Annotated in this window: 17 protein-coding genes; 5 read left to right on the forward strand and 12 right to left on the reverse strand. The window is 62.9% G+C overall.

The window, feature by feature from the left end; all coding sequences use genetic code 11:
• Nucleotide 1 precedes the first annotated feature (1 nt).
• From ABIB57_RS22660 to ABIB57_RS22675, 4 genes are all read right to left on the reverse strand, one after another.
• Nucleotides 2-757 (reverse strand): hypothetical protein, encoded by a 756-nt coding sequence (locus ABIB57_RS22660; RefSeq protein ID WP_354043509.1) that lies wholly within the window; start codon nucleotides 755-757, stop codon nucleotides 2-4.
• Between the two features lie 6 nt (nucleotides 758-763).
• The gene (locus tag ABIB57_RS22665; protein WP_354043510.1) at nucleotides 764-1396 is read right to left on the reverse strand and encodes a c-type cytochrome; all 633 of its coding nucleotides are present in this window, start codon (nucleotides 1394-1396) and stop codon (nucleotides 764-766) included.
• 75 nt (nucleotides 1397-1471) lie between these two features.
• A complete protein-coding gene (locus tag ABIB57_RS22670) occupies nucleotides 1472-3226 on the reverse strand; it encodes a pyrroloquinoline quinone-dependent dehydrogenase (RefSeq protein WP_354043511.1) in 1755 nt (584 codons plus the stop codon).
• A gap of 109 nt (nucleotides 3227-3335) precedes the next feature.
• Nucleotides 3336-4316 (reverse strand): LysR family transcriptional regulator, encoded by a 981-nt coding sequence (locus ABIB57_RS22675; protein ID WP_354043512.1) that lies wholly within the window; start codon nucleotides 4314-4316, stop codon nucleotides 3336-3338.
• A 399-nt stretch (nucleotides 4317-4715) separates the two neighbouring features.
• Here ABIB57_RS22675 and ABIB57_RS22680 point away from each other — a divergent pair, with 399 nt between their 5' ends.
• From ABIB57_RS22680 to ABIB57_RS22690, 3 genes are read left to right on the forward strand one after another with little or no spacing between them, the layout of a single operon-like run.
• A complete protein-coding gene (locus tag ABIB57_RS22680) occupies nucleotides 4716-5495 on the forward strand; it encodes a hypothetical protein (protein WP_354043513.1) in 780 nt (259 codons plus the stop codon).
• Nucleotides 5488-6108 carry a hypothetical protein gene (locus tag ABIB57_RS22685; protein WP_354043514.1) on the forward strand — a complete coding sequence of 207 codons (621 nt, stop codon included), beginning with the start codon at nucleotides 5488-5490 and terminating at the stop codon, nucleotides 6106-6108. Before ABIB57_RS22680 ends, ABIB57_RS22685 begins: the two co-directional genes overlap by 8 nt.
• The gene (locus ABIB57_RS22690) at nucleotides 6105-6728 is read left to right on the forward strand and encodes a hypothetical protein (RefSeq protein ID WP_354043515.1); all 624 of its coding nucleotides are present in this window, start codon (nucleotides 6105-6107) and stop codon (nucleotides 6726-6728) included. Before ABIB57_RS22685 ends, ABIB57_RS22690 begins: the two co-directional genes overlap by 4 nt.
• Nucleotides 6729-6768: 40 nt before the next feature.
• On the opposite strand, the gene ABIB57_RS22695 is transcribed toward ABIB57_RS22690, so the two are convergent.
• From ABIB57_RS22695 to ABIB57_RS22720, 6 genes are all read right to left on the reverse strand, one after another.
• Nucleotides 6769-7992, reverse strand: coding sequence for an acyl-CoA dehydrogenase family protein (locus ABIB57_RS22695; protein WP_354043516.1), 1224 nt, complete (start codon nucleotides 7990-7992; stop codon nucleotides 6769-6771).
• A gap of 9 nt (nucleotides 7993-8001) precedes the next feature.
• Nucleotides 8002-8652 (reverse strand): NAD(P)-dependent oxidoreductase, encoded by a 651-nt coding sequence (locus tag ABIB57_RS22700; protein ID WP_354043517.1) that lies wholly within the window; start codon nucleotides 8650-8652, stop codon nucleotides 8002-8004.
• A 37-nt stretch (nucleotides 8653-8689) separates the two neighbouring features.
• On the reverse strand, nucleotides 8690-9577 hold the full coding sequence (locus tag ABIB57_RS22705) for an SDR family oxidoreductase (protein WP_354043518.1): 888 nt from the start codon (nucleotides 9575-9577) through the stop codon (nucleotides 8690-8692).
• Entirely contained in the window at nucleotides 9574-10608 is a 1035-nt protein-coding gene (locus ABIB57_RS22710; protein ID WP_354043519.1) for an ABC transporter substrate-binding protein, read from the reverse strand. Before ABIB57_RS22710 ends, ABIB57_RS22705 begins: the two co-directional genes overlap by 4 nt.
• 169 nt (nucleotides 10609-10777) lie before the next feature.
• Nucleotides 10778-12274: an FGGY family carbohydrate kinase gene (locus tag ABIB57_RS22715; RefSeq protein ID WP_354043520.1), complete on the reverse strand. Its 1497-nt coding sequence runs from the start codon at nucleotides 12272-12274 to the stop codon at nucleotides 10778-10780.
• Nucleotides 12275-12400: 126 nt separating this feature from the next.
• Nucleotides 12401-13144 carry an SDR family oxidoreductase gene (locus ABIB57_RS22720; RefSeq protein ID WP_354043521.1) on the reverse strand — a complete coding sequence of 248 codons (744 nt, stop codon included), beginning with the start codon at nucleotides 13142-13144 and terminating at the stop codon, nucleotides 12401-12403.
• Nucleotides 13145-13316: 172 nt separating this feature from the next.
• Here ABIB57_RS22720 and ABIB57_RS22725 point away from each other — a divergent pair, with 172 nt between their 5' ends.
• Together ABIB57_RS22725 and ABIB57_RS22730 are read left to right on the forward strand one after the other, a co-directional pair.
• Entirely contained in the window at nucleotides 13317-14210 is an 894-nt protein-coding gene (locus ABIB57_RS22725; RefSeq protein ID WP_354043522.1) for an AraC family transcriptional regulator, read from the forward strand.
• Nucleotides 14211-14315: 105 nt separating this feature from the next.
• Nucleotides 14316-15338 carry an LLM class flavin-dependent oxidoreductase gene (locus tag ABIB57_RS22730; RefSeq protein WP_354043523.1) on the forward strand — a complete coding sequence of 341 codons (1023 nt, stop codon included), beginning with the start codon at nucleotides 14316-14318 and terminating at the stop codon, nucleotides 15336-15338.
• Between the two features lie 18 nt (nucleotides 15339-15356).
• Here ABIB57_RS22730 and tdh read toward each other — a convergent pair whose 3' ends face one another.
• Nucleotides 15357-16379, reverse strand: a complete 1023-nt coding sequence (gene tdh, locus ABIB57_RS22735; protein ID WP_354043524.1) for an L-threonine 3-dehydrogenase — start codon at nucleotides 16377-16379, stop codon at nucleotides 15357-15359.
• The gene (locus ABIB57_RS22740) at nucleotides 16379-17572 is read right to left on the reverse strand and encodes a glycine C-acetyltransferase (protein ID WP_354043525.1); all 1194 of its coding nucleotides are present in this window, start codon (nucleotides 17570-17572) and stop codon (nucleotides 16379-16381) included. The genes tdh and ABIB57_RS22740 overlap by 1 nt, the downstream gene beginning before the upstream one ends.
• Between the last annotated feature and the right edge of the window lie 64 nt (nucleotides 17573-17636).

Here is a 17636-nt window from a genome sequence, read left to right on the forward strand (position 1 = left end):
CTCAGGCTGGCGGCTGGACGGGCTCATAGGGCGCCTCCACCACTTCCAGGCGCGTCTGGCTCTGGAAATAACCCTCATTGACCTTCTGGGTCTCGGTATTGATGGTTTCCTGGCCCTTCTTGCGCAGATAGCTGGATTCCAGCCGCATGCGCTGGCCGATATCGGTATTGTCGGCCGTGCACAATTCATGTTCGAACTGGTTGCCGACGCGGTTTTCGCCCGGCTGCAGGGGGATATTCTCGCAGGTCTGTTTCCAGCTGCCGTAGCGCCCCTTGAGGTTGCGCGCCAACGTCACCGCGACGCGCCGTTCGCGCAGGCTGGCCCGCTCGTCGGTCACCACGCGAATGCCGCGCACGATGCCGCCCTCGTCCACCAGCACCGAGACGATCACCGGATGCGCGTAGATCGAGGTGCCGCCTTGCAGCACCTTGTATTCGCTCTCCATGGCCTTGGCGATGTAGTCGATCTCGTCGTCATTGGCGAAATAGATTTCATGCAGTCCCGATGGCTCGGGGGCGCATTTGGCGAAATTGGCGAAGCTGCCGATCATCTGTGCCGGCGGGCCGCCATTGGTGCCGCAAGCGATGTCGACCACTTCCATATCGGGGATCTGGCTCACCGGTTGGCCAAGCTTGACGTCCCAGATGGAAAAAATGGGCACCAGCGCCGGATCGAACTGCGCCAGCACCGGCCCTGCACCCAGCAAAGCCAGCATGCATCCCGCGGCAAGCCAGTCCAAACCCGAACGCTGAACCATGCTCATCTACTCGAGGTTGGTGCAGGTCTTGCTGGCGCTGGCGCCGAAATAGTCCTGGCACTGCGCCAAGGTCGTCGCACCCTTCCCCTGGATATGGGTCTGGATATAGGCAACCAGATTGATGAGGTCGGCCGGGCGAATGCTCTTGCCCTTGCGTGGTGCGTCGGCGGGTTCAAAATCGGCCATCACTTGGCCAAAGCAGACGTCGGGCTTCTTGTACGCCTGGCTGTTATGGTAGGGCATCGGCGTGCCCGGAATGCCGCAACTGATGATATCGAGGAAGCTCTGGGTATCGAGCTGGCTCTCGCGCAGTTTGGCGGCCTCGCCTTCCGAGCGTGGGTTCTTGCCCATGCCGTCGCCGTTCCAGCCATGGCAGGACAGGCAAATCCCGACCCTGTTGAAGACCTCGTGCCCGCGCGTAACGTCAGCGCCCTGCAGCAGGGACACGTCCATGAATTCGGTCACCGGATAGCTGTCGAGCGCCGCCGGATCGCCGGTTGCCGTCCTGTCCGTGGCTGCGGCGGGTGCGGCCTTGGTGGTGGTCCCGGCTGGCGGCTGGAACGAAAATGCCGCGACGGGCGCTGCGACCACCAGAACGGCCGCGAGCAGAAATTTGGTGCGGGATGCGAAAGAGAGCATGACGAGCGGTCCTGGAGTTGAAATGGGTTTGCCGGGCGTTGCAACGCCCGGCATTTTTGAATGATACGGCTTCGCTTAGAGCGCGAAGACGTAGAGCATGTTCGAGGACGACTTGTTTTCCAGCTCGGGATGACCGAACGAGGCGCTACCCATGCCGCCGCCCGCAATGGCGATATACTGCTTGCCATTGATGGAGAAAGAGATCGGCGGGGCTTCGAAGGCGTTGCCGACATTGATGGACCATTTCTGCTCCAGCGTCTTGGCGTCATAGGCGCCGAACGTGCCGTCCAGTTCGCCCGTCCAGACCAGGCCCGGAGTGGCCAGCACACCGGCATAGTTCGGGTAAGGGCGATCGACCTTGATGGTCTGCTCGCCGGTGGCAACGTTGAAGCCGAAGATCGAGCCAGCCTGCACACCAGCACCAGCCGCCGCGCCGCCGGTGAAGATCGCGCCGCCCGAAACATCGGCCGGTGCAACCGGATCGTTGGTCACCTTGCTGCAACCTTCGATACCGGCGCCATAAGCGATGCCGGTGGTGCTGTCATAGGCGGTGGGCCAGAAGTTGATGCCGCCCTGGATGTTCGGGCAGGTTTCCATGCCCTCTCCGCCACGCCGGTTGGCGCCCGCCGCATATTCCTGCAGGGACTTGGTGCTGTCGTACTCCACCGGCTTGCCGGTCTTGGGATCGATACCCTTGGTCCAATTCAGCTTGGTGACATAATTGGTGGCATTGATGAACGAGCCATTGGTACGATCAAGCGTGTAGAAGATGCCGTTGCGGCCGAAATGGGCCAGAACCTTGCGGTCTTCGCCATCGACCTTGGTGTCGATCAGCAGTTGAACGCCGACTTCGTCATAGTCCATGTAGTCGCCGGGCGTGTACTGGAAGTGCCACTTGAGCGCGCCGGTATCGGCATCGAGCGCCAGCGACGAGTTCGAGTAGAGGTTGTCGCCCGGACGGTATTCGGGATCATACATCGGCACCGGGTTGCCCGTGCCCCAATAGATGGTGTTGGAGGCTTCGTCATAGGAGCCGGTGACCCAAGCGGCGGCGCCACCGGTCTTCCAGCAATCGGGGTTGCCGGTCTGGTCGCAGAGCCAGGTTTCGCTGCCGGGCTGGCCCGGCTCCGGAATGGTATAGAAGCGCCAGACTTCTTCGCCGGTTTTGGCGTCGAGCGAGGCGATCCAGCCGCGCGTGGCCCAGTCGCCATAGCTCTGGCCGACAAGGATCTTGTCCTTGACCACCAGCGGCGCATTGGTGAAGCCTTCACCCTGCTCGGTGGCGATCTGCTGATCCCACACCACGTCGCCGGTCTCGTCGTCAAAGGCCATGACGCGGCCGTCATTGAGCGCCACGATGACCAGGTTGTTCCATAGCGCCAGGCCACGGCTGGCCAGCAAGATGCCCCGGTTGGGGTCCTTGTCGATGCCGGTATCGCCGACCCAGACCACTTTACCCTGCGTGCCGGACGTTGCATCGATCTTGTAGGGCGTGCCCCAGGGATCGGTGATGTAGAGGAAGCCGTCCTTGGCCAGTGGCGTGGATTCAACCGCACCAATACCGAAACCGGCTGGCTCAAGCCCGCCCAGCGGCACGGCGAAGGCCAGTTTCAGCCCGGAGACGTTGTCGGTGGTGATATCGGTGAGCGGCGAGAAGCGGTTGGCATCGTAGGTGCGATGCACCATCAGCCAGTTACCGGCCTCTGCCTCAGAGCCGGCCGCGGCCAGGCGCGCGGGTGTGGCGTCTTCGGCGTAGCTCGATACCGCAGGCACAGCCGATAGCAGTGCTGCAACGGCCAAGCCGCGCAACAGATTTTTGCCTCTTAACATTGGTCTCCCCCCTTAGGAGCGTTTTTTGTAGAGACCTGCATGTGACACTGTGGCTGCTCAAATTTCGCCTATCTTCGTCATAGGAGAAATCGAGGACGCCCGGTCGGCGTTACCCGACCATGGAGAATGCGTGCGCTTCCTGGGGCACCATTTCCTTGAGGTATTCGGTCTTGCAGAAATGCTCGATGCCGCGGAAAATCTCGGCGTAAGGGCGCAGGCTCATCAGGTGCTTGGGCATGGCCAGCACGATGCTGCGGCTGAAATTGGGAATCGGCAATATCTGCAGGGCTTCGAGCACATCGGTCGGCAGGTTTGGCAGCAGCGACAGCGGGCAATGCGTGGTCGCCAGTCCCTCGGCGACAATGTCGACGGCCGCCGTATAGGTCATGGCGGAAAAGGTCGGCGTTGCGCCGGGCAGGTTATGGCGGAACCAATCGTCCGATTTGGTGCGCAGCGACACATTGCCATCAATATTGACGAAGTAGTTGAGCGGCCCGTTCAACTGCTGCGGGCGCTGGCGACTCATGGCGTTCTTGATATCCGCGAGCGGCACCGAGGCTGGAACCAGCCAGGCCACCGGATCGTCAAACAGCTTGGCGATGGCGAAGGAGCTGCGGTCGTCGGTGATGGCATCTTCGCTGACGATGGCACAATTGAGCTGATGCAGCCGGAGTTGCTGCACCAGTTCGGTGCTGGTCACGGCGTATTTGATTTCGAATTTGACGAAGCCCGGCTGCTTGGCGGCGATGCGGGCTGCTGCGGCCACGAAGCGGCCGCGCAGTGTCGGGGTGACGCCCATTTGCCAGGTGACGGTGTTCAGGAGGAAGCGCCGGCGGTGCTCTTCCATCATCCCCTCGATACGACCGAGCAGATCGGTGCTGGCCTTGAACCAGTATTCGCCCGATGGCGTCAGGGTGATGGTGCCGGTCCGATTGCGCAGGATCAGTTGCGCATCGAGCTTTTCTTCAAGCTTTGCAAGCTGTTGGGAGATCGAGGGTTGCGACAGGCCGATGCGCCGGGAGGCCTTGGTGATGGAACCGGCAACGACAACCGCCTGAAAAATCTGCAACTGCTTTAGGGTGACATCCATGTTCAATAGTTCCACTGACATGTCAGTAGAACACATTGATGGACATAACCAAATCACACAAATGTATAATAGCGCCGCGACAAATTTGCCCACGGCGCTCCGACGGCAAGCGAAGGGCGCAATCGCTGATTCTGGCAACCGTGGCTGTCTGGGCGCCACGTTGTCCGCCCAAAAGGTCATCAGCGTCGGCTTTCGGATCGACGTCAGCCAGCGCTGACGCGACGCACGCGACACCCTAACCGTAGCCAGCCAATACCCTTTTGGAGGCGATAAAAAGCAATAGGAAGCATTGGAAGAGGCTATGAGCGCCCGGCAAGCTGGTCGTGCTAGGCAATTGGGACAAAACGGGCGGCCCGGCAAGCAACGGGAACCGCGGCCCCAATTGGCTAGGGAGAAAGCATGGCGAATGTGACCAGGGCCTTTATCGGCTCGGCCTCGGAGATTGAAGATTTCGGGCCTCTTCTTCGCTTCCTGCTGCTCAACGTGCTTATCGCGCTTGGCTTGTTTGTGCTGTGGTATTTCGGCCTGCTGCAACTGGTGCTGGCGACCGACCACACCCGCGTGTCGATCCTGATCTTCGCGATCTTCTGCCTGACAGGCCTGCATTGCCTCTATCAGACCGTGGTGATTTCGCGCGAACTGGTGCGCGCCCGCAAGGTGCGCGACATTGTCGTGGCCGAGAGCGGAAGCGGCCTGCGTATCGAGGGCGACCGCGTGATGACCGGCAATGGCATGGTGCTTGAACCGGGCATCATGACCAATCACATCATCAACATTATCCGCAAGCGGCGCCTGCAGTCGGAACGCCATGTCGACCAGACGCTGCTGCTGCGCTCTCTGGCCGACAAGCTGCGCGACCGCGAAAAGCTGGGGCTGTTCGTGTCCGAGGCGCTGTTGCGCCTGGCTTTGCTCGGCACCGCCATCGGCTTCATCCTGATGCTCATTCCGATCTCGGCGCTGACATCGTTCGAAAGCGACACCTTGCGGTCCGCGCTTGGTGGCATGACCGGCGGCATGGCGGTGGCGCTGAACGTCACGGTGGCGGGCATTGCCAGCGCACTGCTGCTCAAGCTCGAATATTACCTGCTCGACAATTCCATCGGCGAGCTGTTCGAGATGATCACCGAGACGACCGAAATCCACGTCGTGTCGGCGCTGGAGCAGCCCGCTCATGCATGAGACGAGCCTGTTCTCGGGGGGCAGCGAGGACGGCACTTTCGTGCCGTTCACCGATATCCTGTTCAACGCCCTGCTCGGCTTCGCGGTCATGCTGTTCATCGCCTTTGCGCTGATCCGCCCCGATGCCAAGGCAGGCGACGTCGAGGTCAAGGCTGAGATCCTGGTGACGGTCACCTGGCCGGACAACAATCCGGACGACATCGACACCTATGTGCAGGAGCCTGGCGGCGACGTCGTCTGGTATCACTCGATGCAGAAGGGCTTCGTGACGCTCGACCGTGACGATCGCGGCAATTATCTCGACAAGATCGAGGTCAATGGCGAGACGCTGGCTTTCCCGCTCAACCAGGAAACCGTGACGGTCCGCCGTATCGTGCCGGGCGAGTACATCATCAATGTCTACAAATATACCGACGAAACCGGCGCCCCCGTGCCGGTGACGGTCAAGGTGGAGAAGATCAATCCCAAGCTGTCGGTGGTCTATTACGACACGCTGACGCTGACGCGCAAAGGCGACGAACAGACCGCCGTGCGGTTTACCCTCGATGCCGACGGCGAGGTTTCGGATATCAATACCCGCCCCGCCTCGTTGATCCAGGCGGTCCGCAAATGATGATGACCGCGATCGCGGGCACGGTGGGTGCCTATGTGCTGCTGGCGGTGCTGCTGCTGAGCCTGAATATTGCCTCGCTGTGGCGCTGGTGGATCAAGGCGGGCGCGATCGTGCTGACGGCGCTGGTGTTCGTCGGCTCCTATATCGCCATTACTGGCGTGGTGGGTTGGGCCTCGACCAGCACCATGCCCACACGGTTCAGCCTGTTGGCGACGCGCATCGTCGAGCCGGACAAGTTGCGTGATACGCCCGGCCATATCTATCTGTGGGTCGAGGAGATCGACGACAACCAGATCGTCATCAGCCCGCCGCGGGCCTATGAGGTGCCGTACGATGTCGACATGGCCACCGAAGTGGCCTCCGCACAAAGCCAGCTCGAAGGCGGCAGCGACATCATGGGGCAATTTGAGGCCAGTGGCACGCAGACGGGCGAGAAGCAGTCCAATCCGAATGAAGACGGCTCGGAAGTCACCATGTCGGCGGGCAACGAGCAGGCCAACACCGCCGGCGGTCCCACTGGCGTCGTCGACAATGTCCCCGCCGGCGCCACGCTGAGCTTTTCGGACATGCCGGCTGTCGGCCTGCCCGACAAGGGGCCGGTGGTGATGGTCGGCAACTAGTCAAGGGGGCTTGGCGCCCTGCCCGACGCGCATGAAAGCCTCAGGAACTGCCCACGGCGACGAGCCGTGGCGGATGGGTGGCGCGCACCGGGACCGGCTCGATGGTCTCGGTGGGTGTGGCGGCGTAACGGGCCAGGACGGACTTGGCGAGGATAGTGCGGACCAGGTTGTTCTGCGGCGCGTGAGCCTTGCCGGAGAGCGCGTCGCGGTGGTGGCGCTCCAGCGGATTGTCGCGGCTGATGCCGGGATTGCCGCCTAGGTCGAGGGCCAGTGTCGTGGCGAGGATGGCGTTTTCGATCACCACATGCTTGACGGCGGCCGCATCGGGGCCGAAGGGGCGGCCGTTGTCGAAATCTTCGGCGATCGAGCGCAGCAGGCGGCGATTGGTGGTGAGGTAGACCTCAATCTGGCCGAGGCCATCCTGAATGCGTGGCACGGTCGAAAGCGGCGCGCCGAGGCTGGCTGGGGCACGGGTGGTGGTGAACTCGATCAGCCAATCCTTGGCGCCGCGGGCCGCGCCGTCATAGATCGAGGGCACGAGGGCAAAATACCAGGCACCGAGCCGCTCATCGCGCTGCAGGCCCTTGGTGGCCGGGGCGAGTTCGAGCGTGTCTTCGAGCGGAATTGCCACGTCGTCGAGGATCAGGTCGTCGCTATTGGTGGCGCGCATGCCGGTGGCATTCCAGGTCTTTTCCACCCGCAGGCCGGCGCTGTCTGCCGGCACAAGGAACGAGCCCAGGCGCGGTTCGGCCTCGTCGGTCACCGCCAGCACGGCAATCCATTTCAGCAGCGGAATGCCGGTCGCATAGGTCTTGTGGCCGGTGATACGCCACTCGTTGCCAACACGACGTGCAATGGTTTCGGGCAGCGAGCCGTGCGAGGGCGAACCGACGCGCGGCTCCACCTGGGCGGCATTGAGAAGGGCAACACCTTCGCGATTGGCCTTGGTAACCCGCGCCACGAGATGGGCGGGCCAGGTGTCCGAAACGCGGATCGAATAATGTTGGCTATAGTGCATGGCGAGGACCAGAGCGGTGGACGGTTCGCCCCGCGCAATGGCCGAAATGACCGCGAGGGCTTCGGTCAAGCCGCCGCCTAGCCCGCCATGTTCCGGCGCCGTGACCAGTCCCAAAAGACCCGCTTCGAACAGGGCATCGAAATTGGCGAAGGGGAAATCGCCGGTCTGGTCATAATGCCTGGCGGTCAGCGCGAAGCGGCGGCCCAGCGCCTCGGCGCGTTCGATATAGGGCGCAAAATCGGTCATCGGTGAACCTCAGTAGGCGGCGGTAAAGCGCTGGCGTTTGAACGTGCCCTGATCGAGGGCGTCGAGGATGGCGATGGCGAAATCGGCCTCGGAAATACGGCTGTCGCCGTTCTGGTCGCGCAGGAGTTGATCCTGCCCGAGGCGGAATTGTCCGGTGCGCTCGCCGGCCTTGATCTCCAATGGCGGGGAGACATAGGTCCAGTCCAGATCATGCTCGCCGCGCTTGAGGCTGCGCAGAATTTCGCGGTTGCGCAGCGTATGGGCGCGGTGGCCGGCGGGGTAGAAATCGCTGTCGACCACGTCGACGCCGGGGCTGGCCTCAAGGCTACCGACGCCGCCAACGATGATGAGGCGCTTGACGTCGGCCTGCTTGACGGCCGCAAACAGGGATTGGTGGGCCTTTTCGATCAGTGCAGCGGCGTCCTCGGCCGAGTAATTGCGCAGGCCGGGGCTATAGGCCGAGATCACCGCATCATGGCCGGCGACGATCTTGGCGACGTCATCGGCATTGGCGATATCGGCGTTGAGCGGCGTCAGGTTCTCGGTTGGATCGAGTCTGGTGTTCTTGGTGACGGCGGTGACGCGATGGCCGCGGCTGAGCGCTTCCTTGCGGATGTTGCTGCCGATATTGCCTGAGGCGCCGAAGATGACGATGGACATGGATGACCTTCTAATCGGAAATTATTTGGGGGCTTGCTCAGTTACGAGCGCCGGTGCGCGGCTCGGCGAAGCAGGCGGCGGTGAGGTGCTCAGTGAGGAATTGCTCCACCGAGCGCGGGGCCCGGCCGAGGATGCTGCTGACCGCCTCGGTGGAATAGGCGGCGCGCCCAGCGGCAATCAGCCCCTTGAACTGCGCCACCGCGCGATGTTCGAAGCTGGCATCGGTGGCGATGATGGCGGGCACCGCAGCATCGGCGACGGCAACCGGGCGATGCAGCAAACGGGCGAGGATGCCGGCAATCGCCCGCAGGTCCACAATCGCCGGGCCGGTCAGGATTGCGGGCTTGCTGACGATATCGCGGGCCAATAATTGGTGCACCGCCACATCGGCGATGTCGCGCTCATCGATGAAGGCGATCCCGGCGCCGCAATAGCCGGCCGACAGCATCTGCCCGGCCTCGGCCTGGCGGATCAAATTGGGCAGCGATACCTGCATCCAGGCATTGGGGCGCAGCGACACATGCTCGATCGGCAGGCCGCGCAGCCGCCATTCGACGGCAGCATGGGCGTCCCCCGAGATGGACAGGCCCGGCGGATCGATGGTCCAGTCCGAGCCCGAAATCTTGACGATGCGGGTGGCGCCGGCCGCTGTTGCAGCTTCCGCCACGCCGATCTGGTCGATGCTCAAAGTGCCGCTGAGCGGCGACAACAGCAGCAAGCGACCAACCCCGCGAACGGCCGCGCGGACGCTGACGGGATCGGCAAAGTCACCGGCAGCGACCTCGACGCTGGTGCCGAACAGGGCCCGCGCGTGACCGGGGCGGCGGGTGAGTACGCGCACGTGCTGGTTCTTGCTGACGAGGCGGGCGACGATCAACTGGCCGAGCCGCCCGGTCGCTCCAGTGACGAGGACGGGCGCGCTCATGCCGCGTGTCGGCGCAGGGCCGCCTCCAGCGGGCGGGCATCGACCCAGCCAGCCACGTCGAAATCGGCGGATAGGAAGCCCCATTCCAGGAGGAAATCCTTGAAATGGGCAATGGCGGCGATCTGCTCGTCATCTAGGGTCAGCGCCAGGTGCTTGTGAACATCAGGTCCATTGGCGGCCCAGATGGCATCTTCGGCAACCCCCAGTTCACGGGCGATATAGCGCACCGCGTCATTCGGATTGGCGCGCGCCCAGCCATCGATGCGCTGCACGGCCCCGATCAGTTCGGCCACCAGGTCCGGCCGCTCATCGGCGAATTTGGCATCGACCGTGAGCGGGCGTGGAGTGCCGTTGTTGATGCGGATCTTGGCGTCGGGATGGAAGCCGAATTCGGCGACGATGACGGCGCCGATCTGGTTGGCCAGCACCAAGCCTTCGGCGCCTTTGACGAAGAACGCATCGATCTGCCCCCGCGCCAGCGTCAGCACTTCATCGCCATAGGGGTAACGGCGCGCGAGGCCTTGGAAGGCTGCATTGCCGATCTCCAGCAGCAGTGGCTCGGCACTGTCGAGATAGACCAGTTCGACGTCTTTGGCGGTCAGCCCCTCCAGCGTCAGCGCTGAAACAATGCCCTTGAGCGCGGTGGCGCGCTGCACGTCGATAATGCCCTCGGCCTGGCGCGGCACGCCGAGTTTGCGATCCTTGAGATCGCGCGCCGTGGTGATGCCGGTGCCCGGCAAGGTGATGACGGCCTGGAATTCATCGGTGGTGGTCAGGCCCACCAACCGGGTCTGCCGGCCCGTCGAGCGAGCCCAGATCGGCGGGATATTGCCGCCCTGGCGGAACGACCAATCGAGGCTGTGGTCGAAATGGCTCTGCCGGATTGCCTTGTCCTTGCTATCGCGGATCGAGGCTACGGCGACGCCGCGCGTCTTGAAGGTTTCCTCAACCCAACCGAGTTGAGCGGCAATGGACAACGGCGTTGGCGCCGGGCAGCGGGTATACCAGACTGAAGTGGGCGCAGCGGTCATCTCGGTCTCCTGCATGGCGCGGTTCGGCGCGGGTCATGCAGTTTAGTCTATAAAACCAGTAGACATTGTCGATTGCGAACTTTTGCCGCTTTCCAGATCGGCTTTGCGGATTTGGCTGGATGAACGCGGTGTTTTTTGCGCGGCCTCAAAAGCCGACCGCGGTTACAGGTCAATCGGCGGTTTCCGGCAGCGTGCGCTGGACGGCGTCGCGCCAGCCGTCGAGCTTGTTGCGCCGCAGTTCGGGCTCCATGCGGGGATGGAATTCCCGGTCGCTGGCGCGTCGCGCCGCAAAACCCGCCGCGTCCGGCCAGACCCCGGCCTTCCAGCCCGCGAGCCAAGCGACGCCCAAGGGCGTCATGTCGGCCAAAGGCGCGCGATCCACGGTGGCCTCGGTGATGTCAGCGAGAAATTGCAGCGTCCAGTCGGAGGCAATCATATTGCCATCGGCACGAATGACGATGTCGCCGCCATGCCCCCAATCCTTGCGCATGGTCTCGATCAGGTCATGCGACTGGTAGCCGACGGCTTCGAGCGCTGCCCGCACCAGATCGTGGGGCCTGGCGCCACGGCTGAGGCCGAACAACGCGCCCCGTGCGTCGGTCTCGCGCCAGTCGGACCCGGCCCCCACAAAGGCGGGAACCAGATAGATCGGCAAAGACAGATCGGAGGCTGCCGCCAGTTTCTCCACCTGATCCCAGTGGTCGAAGATTTCCAGATCGTCATGCAGCCATTGCAGCGATCCGCCCACCGAAACGATCGCGCCTTCCAGCGCATAGGTCGATTTTCCGTCCAGCCGATAGGCGATGGTGGACAGCAGGCGATGGGTGGAGCGGACGATGTCGTCGCCCGTATTGAGCAGCACAAAGCAGTGCTCGTCATAGGTCGATTTGAGCATGCCAGGCAAGAAGCAGGCCTGGCCGATCAGCGCGGCTTGCTGGTTGCCCACGACGCCCAGGATGGGTACGGCCGCGCCCAGCACGCCCGGATCGGTCAGGCCAAAATCGTCGGCGCTGTCGAGCACGCGCGGCAGGATATTGGCCGGCACGTCGAACAGATCCAGCAGTTCGGGGTCCCAAATATTGGTCTCGATATCGAACAATATGGTCTGGCTGGCATTGGTGGCGTCGGTGGCGTGCACCCTGCCCCCGGTCAGCCGATAAATCAGAAAGCTGTCGACTGTGCCAAAAGCCAGCTCGCCTTTGGCCGCCCGGGCGCGGGCACCCTCGACATTATCCAGCAGCCATTTGACCTTGGAAGCGGAGAAATAGGGATGGATCAACAGCCCGGTGCGGTGCGCGACCATGGGCTCATGGCCAGCGTCCTTGAGCGCGGTGCAGTGCGGCGCGGTCCGCTGGTCGCGCCAGACCACCGCATTGTGGATTGCCCGTCCCGTGGCGCGGTCCCAAATCAGCGTGGTGGCGCGCTGGTTGGTGATACCGATGCCCGCGAGATCGCGGGCGGTGATCCCGGCCTTGCGCAAAGCCGTCTTGCAGGCCCAGAGGCAGGTCGCCCAAATCTCCTCGCCGACCTGCTCGACCCAGCCGGGATGGGGATAATGCTGGGTGAGCTCCATCTTGCCCATACCGACAATGTTCTGCTCGGCATCGAAAACGAAGGCAAAGCTTGCCAGCGTGCTCTGATCGATGACCAGAATGTAGGGCTTCATGGACCGGTCCCCGGTGGATCGAACGCTATATGCCACACTTTCTCAAAGAGGCAGCAGCAATGCTGGGGACACGCCCGCGCGATCTGAAATCTGCGCGAGCGCCTGATTGTCGGCGATCCGTCAGCCTCAGTTGCCTGCAGCCAGCGCGACTGCATCGGGGCCAGCGGGGAAGCGGAGTTGACCGGATGTGTCATTGGCCGCCCGCCACACTCCCTGGGCGACATCGATCTCCCGTGTCACCAGGGCCGGCTGTGCGAAGCCCTCAAAGATCGGGCGCGCAAAATCGGCATATGCCTCGGGGATGAGGTCTTCGATCCGCAGTTCGGTATTCTGCGAAAAGCGTGTCGTCGGCGCGTAACCCGGCTCGACCAGCTTGGCGCGGATGTTGAAGGCCGCCAGTTCATGAGCCAGCGACCCGGTGAACCCTTCGATGGCCATCTTGCTAGCGGTGTAGGCGGCGGCTAGTGGCATCGGCGCCAGCGTCACGCTGGAGGTGACATTGACCACCACGCCGGATTTCTGCGCGCGGAACTGCGGCAGGATGGCCTGGATCATCGCCATCACGCCGAACGTATTGGTGTCGAACACCTTGCGGATATAGTCCAGCGGGGTTGCCTCGAAAGCGCCGACCACACTGATGCCGGCATTGTTCACCAGCACGTCGATGGGACCACTTGCGGCCAGCGCCGCAGCGATGCTCTGCGGGTTGGTAACGTCCAGTGCGACCAGATGGATACGGTCGGACTGCGGCAGCAGGCTGGGCTTGGGCGTACGCATGGTGGCGATCACGTTCCAACCCTGTTCGTGAAAATAGCGCGCGGTTTCAAGGCCATAACCGGAGGAGCAGCCGGTGATCATAACGGTTTTCATAGTTGTTTCCCTTTTGCATTTGAAGACATGCAGCGAGCGGGAAGCTCGTGCCGGCTTCATTTCGATGGGGACACTTAACCACCGGGCAGCAGCGCACCGTTAGAACCAGACTCCATTTTACTTGCCTAATTCTACTATTATCGAGAATATATGCCGAACTAGGAGCCACTCGATGCTCGATGAATTGCGAACGCTGATTGCCCGGCATGTGCGGCCCGACATGACCACGCCGATCGATGGGGTGCTGATTGCCAGCGAGGACGACACGGAGCTGGCGCCAGCCATGTCCGGCTCCGTGATGGCGCTGATTGCGCAAGGCGGCAAACGCATTGCGCTGGGCGATCGTGTCTACGACTATCGCGCGGGGCAATATCTGATTGCCTCCCTCGACCTGCCGATCATGGGTCAATATATCGAGGTCAGTCCGCAGCACCCTGCGCTGGGCTTCGCACTCGTGCTGCAGCCTGCGAACATCGCCGAACTGCTGTTGCAGGCGGCGTCGGTGAGTGTCGCGACAGGCGGCGTGCCATCCAGCATGGTGGTCAGCGACGCGTCACGCGAACTGCTTGATGCGGTGGTGCGGTTGCTGCGACTACTGGACCAGCCGCGCGACATCGCCGTGCTGGCCCCGATGATCAAGCGCGAAATCCTGTGGTGGCTGATTGTGGGGGAACAGGGTGCGGCCATTCGCCAACTCGGCCTTGCCGATAGCAATTTGAGCCACATCGGCCGCGCGGTACGCTGGATTCGCGAACACTACAGCCAGGCATTCCGCGTCGAAGACGTCGCCCAGTTCGCCGGCATGAGCGTGTCTGCCTTCTACCGCAATTTTCAGGCCGTCACCGCCATGAGCCCGGTACAATTTCAAAAGCAGATCAGGCTGCAGGAAGCTCGGCTCCTGCTCGCTGTTCACCCCAATGACGTTACCGGCATTGGCTTTCGCGTGGGCTATGAGAGTGCCTCCCAATTCAGCCGCGAGTATCGCCGGCAGTTCGGGGCGCCTCCGAGCCAGGACGCCGCGCTGTTGCGCGGCAAAGCATTGAGCGTCGCCTCGGGCCTGGCCTAGCATTGGCCATGATATTGCGAACGGTGCGGATACCGGGGACGCCGATTGATCGGCCCGCTATTGCGTGACACAAACGCGCAAAGCCCCACAGCCCGGTTGCACGTCATGAAAAACATCGCCTTCCTGTCGTTCGGACACTGGACGCCATCGCCGCAATCGCAGACCCGTTCGGCCGGCGATGCACTGCTGCAGTCCATCGACCTGGCCGTTGCCGCCGAGGAATTGGGGGCCGATGGCGCTTATTTCCGCGTGCATCATTTCGCGCGCCAGCTGGCATCGCCGTTTCCACTGCTGGCGGCGGTCGGTGCCAAGACCAAGCGCATCGAAATCGGCACCGCCGTCATCGACATGCGCTACGAAAACCCGATGTACATGGCCGAGGATGCCGGCGCCGCCGACCTCATCGCCGGTGGCCGCCTACAATTGGGCATCAGCCGCGGCTCGCCCGAGCAGGTGATCGATGGCTGGAAGTATTTCGGCTTCGCCCCGCCCGAAGGCCAGACCGAGGCCGACATGGCACGAGGCCATGCCGAAGTGTTTCTCGACATGCTCAAGGGCGAGGGCTTTGCCCAGCCCAATCCGCGCCCGATGTTTCCCAATCCGCCGGGCCTGCTGCGGTTGGAGCCACACTCACCGGGCCTTGACGAGCGCATCTGGTGGGGCGCCGCGACCGATGCCACCGCCGTATGGGCGGCCAAGCTGGGGATGAACCTGCAGAGCTCGACGCTCAAGTTCGACGAAAGCGGCAAGCCGTTCCACATCCAGCAGGCTGAGCAGATCCGCGCCTATCGCGCAGCGTGGAAGGAAGCCGGACACACCCGGGAGCCCCGCGTCTCGGTCAGCCGCTCGATCTTCGCGCTGGTCAACGATATGGACCGGGCCTATTTCGGCAATGGCCGCAATGAAGAGGATCAGTTCGGCTATATCGAGCCGGAAAAGCGCGCCGTCTTCGGCCGCGGCTATACGGGCGAGCCGGATATGCTGATCAAGGAACTGGCCAAGGACGAAGCCATTGCCGAGGCGGATACGCTGCTGCTGACGGTGCCCAACCAGCTTGGGGTCGACTATAACGCCCACGTCATCGAGGCTATCCTGACCCATGTCGCGCCGGGGCTTGGATGGCGCTGAGGCTCCACTAGGGGCGCCTCACCATTCCAGCACGATCTTGCCTTTTTCACCATTGGCAGCGAGTTCGAAGGCCTCGGCATAGTCGGCGGCCGGCATGCGGCGGGTGATAACCTTGCGAACGTCGAGGCGAGACTCCAGCATCGCCAGCATCTTGTGCCAGGTCTCGAACATTTCGCGGCCATAGATGCCGCGCAGCGTAATCATGCGGAACACGATCTTGCCGAGATCGAAGATGAAGGGCCGCGACGGCACGCCGAGCAGCGCGATGCGCCCGCCCATCACCATGTGGTCGATCATCTGGTCCAGCGCCGCCGGCGCGCCACTCATTTCCAGCCCGACATCAAAGCCTTCTTTCATGCCGAGCCGGTCCATGACCGAGCGCAGGTCCTGGTTGGCGACATTGACCGGGACCACATCGGCGACTTCGGCGGCCAACGTCAGGCGCTCCGGGTTCACGTCGGTGATGACGACATGACGGGCGCCGACATGCCGCGCGACGGCCGCGCCCATAATGCCGATCGGGCCGGCGCCGGTCACCAGCACGTCCTCGCCGACAATGTTGAAGGCGAGCGCGGTATGCACCGCATTGCCAAGCGGATCGAGGATGGCGCCCATTTCGTCATCGATGCTGTCGGGCAGCGGGATGATGTTGAAGGCCGGGATTTTGACGAATTCGGCAAAGGCGCCCGGCAGATTGACGCCGATGCCCTTGGTGTCCGGATCGAGATGAAACTTGCCGGCGCGACTGGCGCGGCTGTTCATGCCGACGACATGGCCCTCGCCGGAGACGCGTTGGCCGATATGTAGGTTTCTGACCTCGCTGCCCACCGCTGCGATCTCGCCGGCATATTCGTGGCCGGTTATCATCGGCACCGGCACGGTCTTCTGTGCCCATTCGTCCCAGTTGTAGATGTGGATATCGGTGCCGCAAATACCGGTCTTGTGTACCTTGACCAGCACGTCCTCGGGGCCGATCTCGGGGACCGGACGGTCTTCCATCCAGATGCCGCGTTCGGCTTTGGCCTTGACCAGCGCGCGCATCAAATGATCCCCAATTGCTTGCCGGCTTCGGTGAAGGCGCCGATGGCGAAATCGATATCTGCATCCTCCAGCGCCGCCGACATCTGGGTGCGGATGCGCGCCTTACCCTTGGGCACGACGGGAAAGAAGAAGCCCGCGACATAGAGGCCGCGCTTATCCAATTCGGCCGCAAGGTCCTGCGCCAGCTTCGCCTCGCCCAGCATGACGGGAATGATCGGGGTTTCGCCCGCCAGCAGTTCGAAGCCCGCATCGATGAGGCCAGCGCGGAACTTTCGCGTGTGCCGCATCAGTTTTTCGCGCCGGTCATCGGCCGCTTCGGCGATGGCGATTGCCTTAAGCGAGCCGGCGGCCACCGATGGCGCCAGGGCGTTGGAGAACAGATAGGGCCGGGCGCGCTGGCGCAACAGGTCGATGATCGGCTGGCTCGCGGCGATGAAACCGCCCATGGCGCCGCCGAGGGTCTTGCCCAGGGTGCCGGTGACGATATCGACCCGGTTGCCGACGCCAGTCAGGGCGGGCGTACCACGGCCCTGCGGGCCGAGATGGCCCGTGGCGTGGCAATCGTCGACGGCGACCATGGCGCCGTAACGCTCCGCCAGCGCGCAGATTTCGGGGAGATTGGCGATGTGGCCATCCATGGAAAACACGCCATCGGTGACGATGAGCTTGAAGCGCACGCCGTCGCTGACGGCCTGTTTGAGCTGGGTTTCCAGATCGTCCATATCGCTTGTGACAAACCGGTAACGCTTGGCCTTGCTCAGCCGGACGCCATCGATAATGGAGGCATGGTTGAGGCTATCGGAGATGATGGCATCTTCGGCGTCGAGCAGGGTCTCGAACAGGCCGCCATTGGCATCGAAGCAGGCGGCAAAGAGGATGGCGTCATCCTTGCCGAGATACCGGGCGACCGCCTGTTCCAGTTCGCGATGCAGATCGAGCGTACCGCAGATGAACCGCACCGATGCCATGCCGAAACCGTAGCGCTGCAGCGCGTCCGAAGCCGCCTCGATGATTTCGGGATGGTCGGCGAGACCGAGGTAATTGTTGGCGCAGAGGTTGACCAATTGGCGCCCGCCCGCCAGTGCAATGCGGCCGCCCTGGGGACCGGTGATCTGGCGTTCGCGCTTGGTCAGGCCCGCCGCTTCGATATCGGCAAGGATGGTCTGGATATGCGTGGTGAAATCTGGCTGCATGGGACAACACTCCGATATCTAGGAAATTCCATTATAACGGAAAATATGTCAAGCCGTAACGGAA

The sequence above is a fragment of the Devosia sp. UYZn731 genome (assembly GCF_040546795.1).
Taxonomy (GTDB): domain Bacteria; phylum Pseudomonadota; class Alphaproteobacteria; order Rhizobiales; family Devosiaceae; genus Devosia.

Coding starts and splice junctions, on each gene's coding strand:
- ABIB57_RS22660 (WP_354043509.1), bottom strand. CDS start 757: ATGGTTCAGCGTTCGGGTTTGGACTGGCTTGCCGCGGGATGCATGCTG.
- ABIB57_RS22665 (WP_354043510.1), bottom strand. CDS start 1,396: ATGCTCTCTTTCGCATCCCGCACCAAATTTCTGCTCGCGGCCGTTCTG.
- ABIB57_RS22670 (WP_354043511.1), bottom strand. CDS start 3,226: ATGTTAAGAGGCAAAAATCTGTTGCGCGGCTTGGCCGTTGCAGCACTG.
- ABIB57_RS22675 (WP_354043512.1), bottom strand. CDS start 4,316: ATGGATGTCACCCTAAAGCAGTTGCAGATTTTTCAGGCGGTTGTCGTT.
- ABIB57_RS22680 (WP_354043513.1), top strand. CDS start 4,716: ATGGCGAATGTGACCAGGGCCTTTATCGGCTCGGCCTCGGAGATTGAA.
- ABIB57_RS22685 (WP_354043514.1), top strand. CDS start 5,488: ATGCATGAGACGAGCCTGTTCTCGGGGGGCAGCGAGGACGGCACTTTC.
- ABIB57_RS22690 (WP_354043515.1), top strand. CDS start 6,105: ATGATGATGACCGCGATCGCGGGCACGGTGGGTGCCTATGTGCTGCTG.
- ABIB57_RS22695 (WP_354043516.1), bottom strand. CDS start 7,992: ATGACCGATTTTGCGCCCTATATCGAACGCGCCGAGGCGCTGGGCCGC.
- ABIB57_RS22700 (WP_354043517.1), bottom strand. CDS start 8,652: ATGTCCATCGTCATCTTCGGCGCCTCAGGCAATATCGGCAGCAACATC.
- ABIB57_RS22705 (WP_354043518.1), bottom strand. CDS start 9,577: ATGAGCGCGCCCGTCCTCGTCACTGGAGCGACCGGGCGGCTCGGCCAG.
- ABIB57_RS22710 (WP_354043519.1), bottom strand. CDS start 10,608: ATGACCGCTGCGCCCACTTCAGTCTGGTATACCCGCTGCCCGGCGCCA.
- ABIB57_RS22715 (WP_354043520.1), bottom strand. CDS start 12,274: ATGAAGCCCTACATTCTGGTCATCGATCAGAGCACGCTGGCAAGCTTT.
- ABIB57_RS22720 (WP_354043521.1), bottom strand. CDS start 13,144: ATGAAAACCGTTATGATCACCGGCTGCTCCTCCGGTTATGGCCTTGAA.
- ABIB57_RS22725 (WP_354043522.1), top strand. CDS start 13,317: ATGCTCGATGAATTGCGAACGCTGATTGCCCGGCATGTGCGGCCCGAC.
- ABIB57_RS22730 (WP_354043523.1), top strand. CDS start 14,316: ATGAAAAACATCGCCTTCCTGTCGTTCGGACACTGGACGCCATCGCCG.
- tdh (WP_354043524.1), bottom strand. CDS start 16,379: ATGCGCGCGCTGGTCAAGGCCAAAGCCGAACGCGGCATCTGGATGGAA.
- ABIB57_RS22740 (WP_354043525.1), bottom strand. CDS start 17,572: ATGCAGCCAGATTTCACCACGCATATCCAGACCATCCTTGCCGATATC.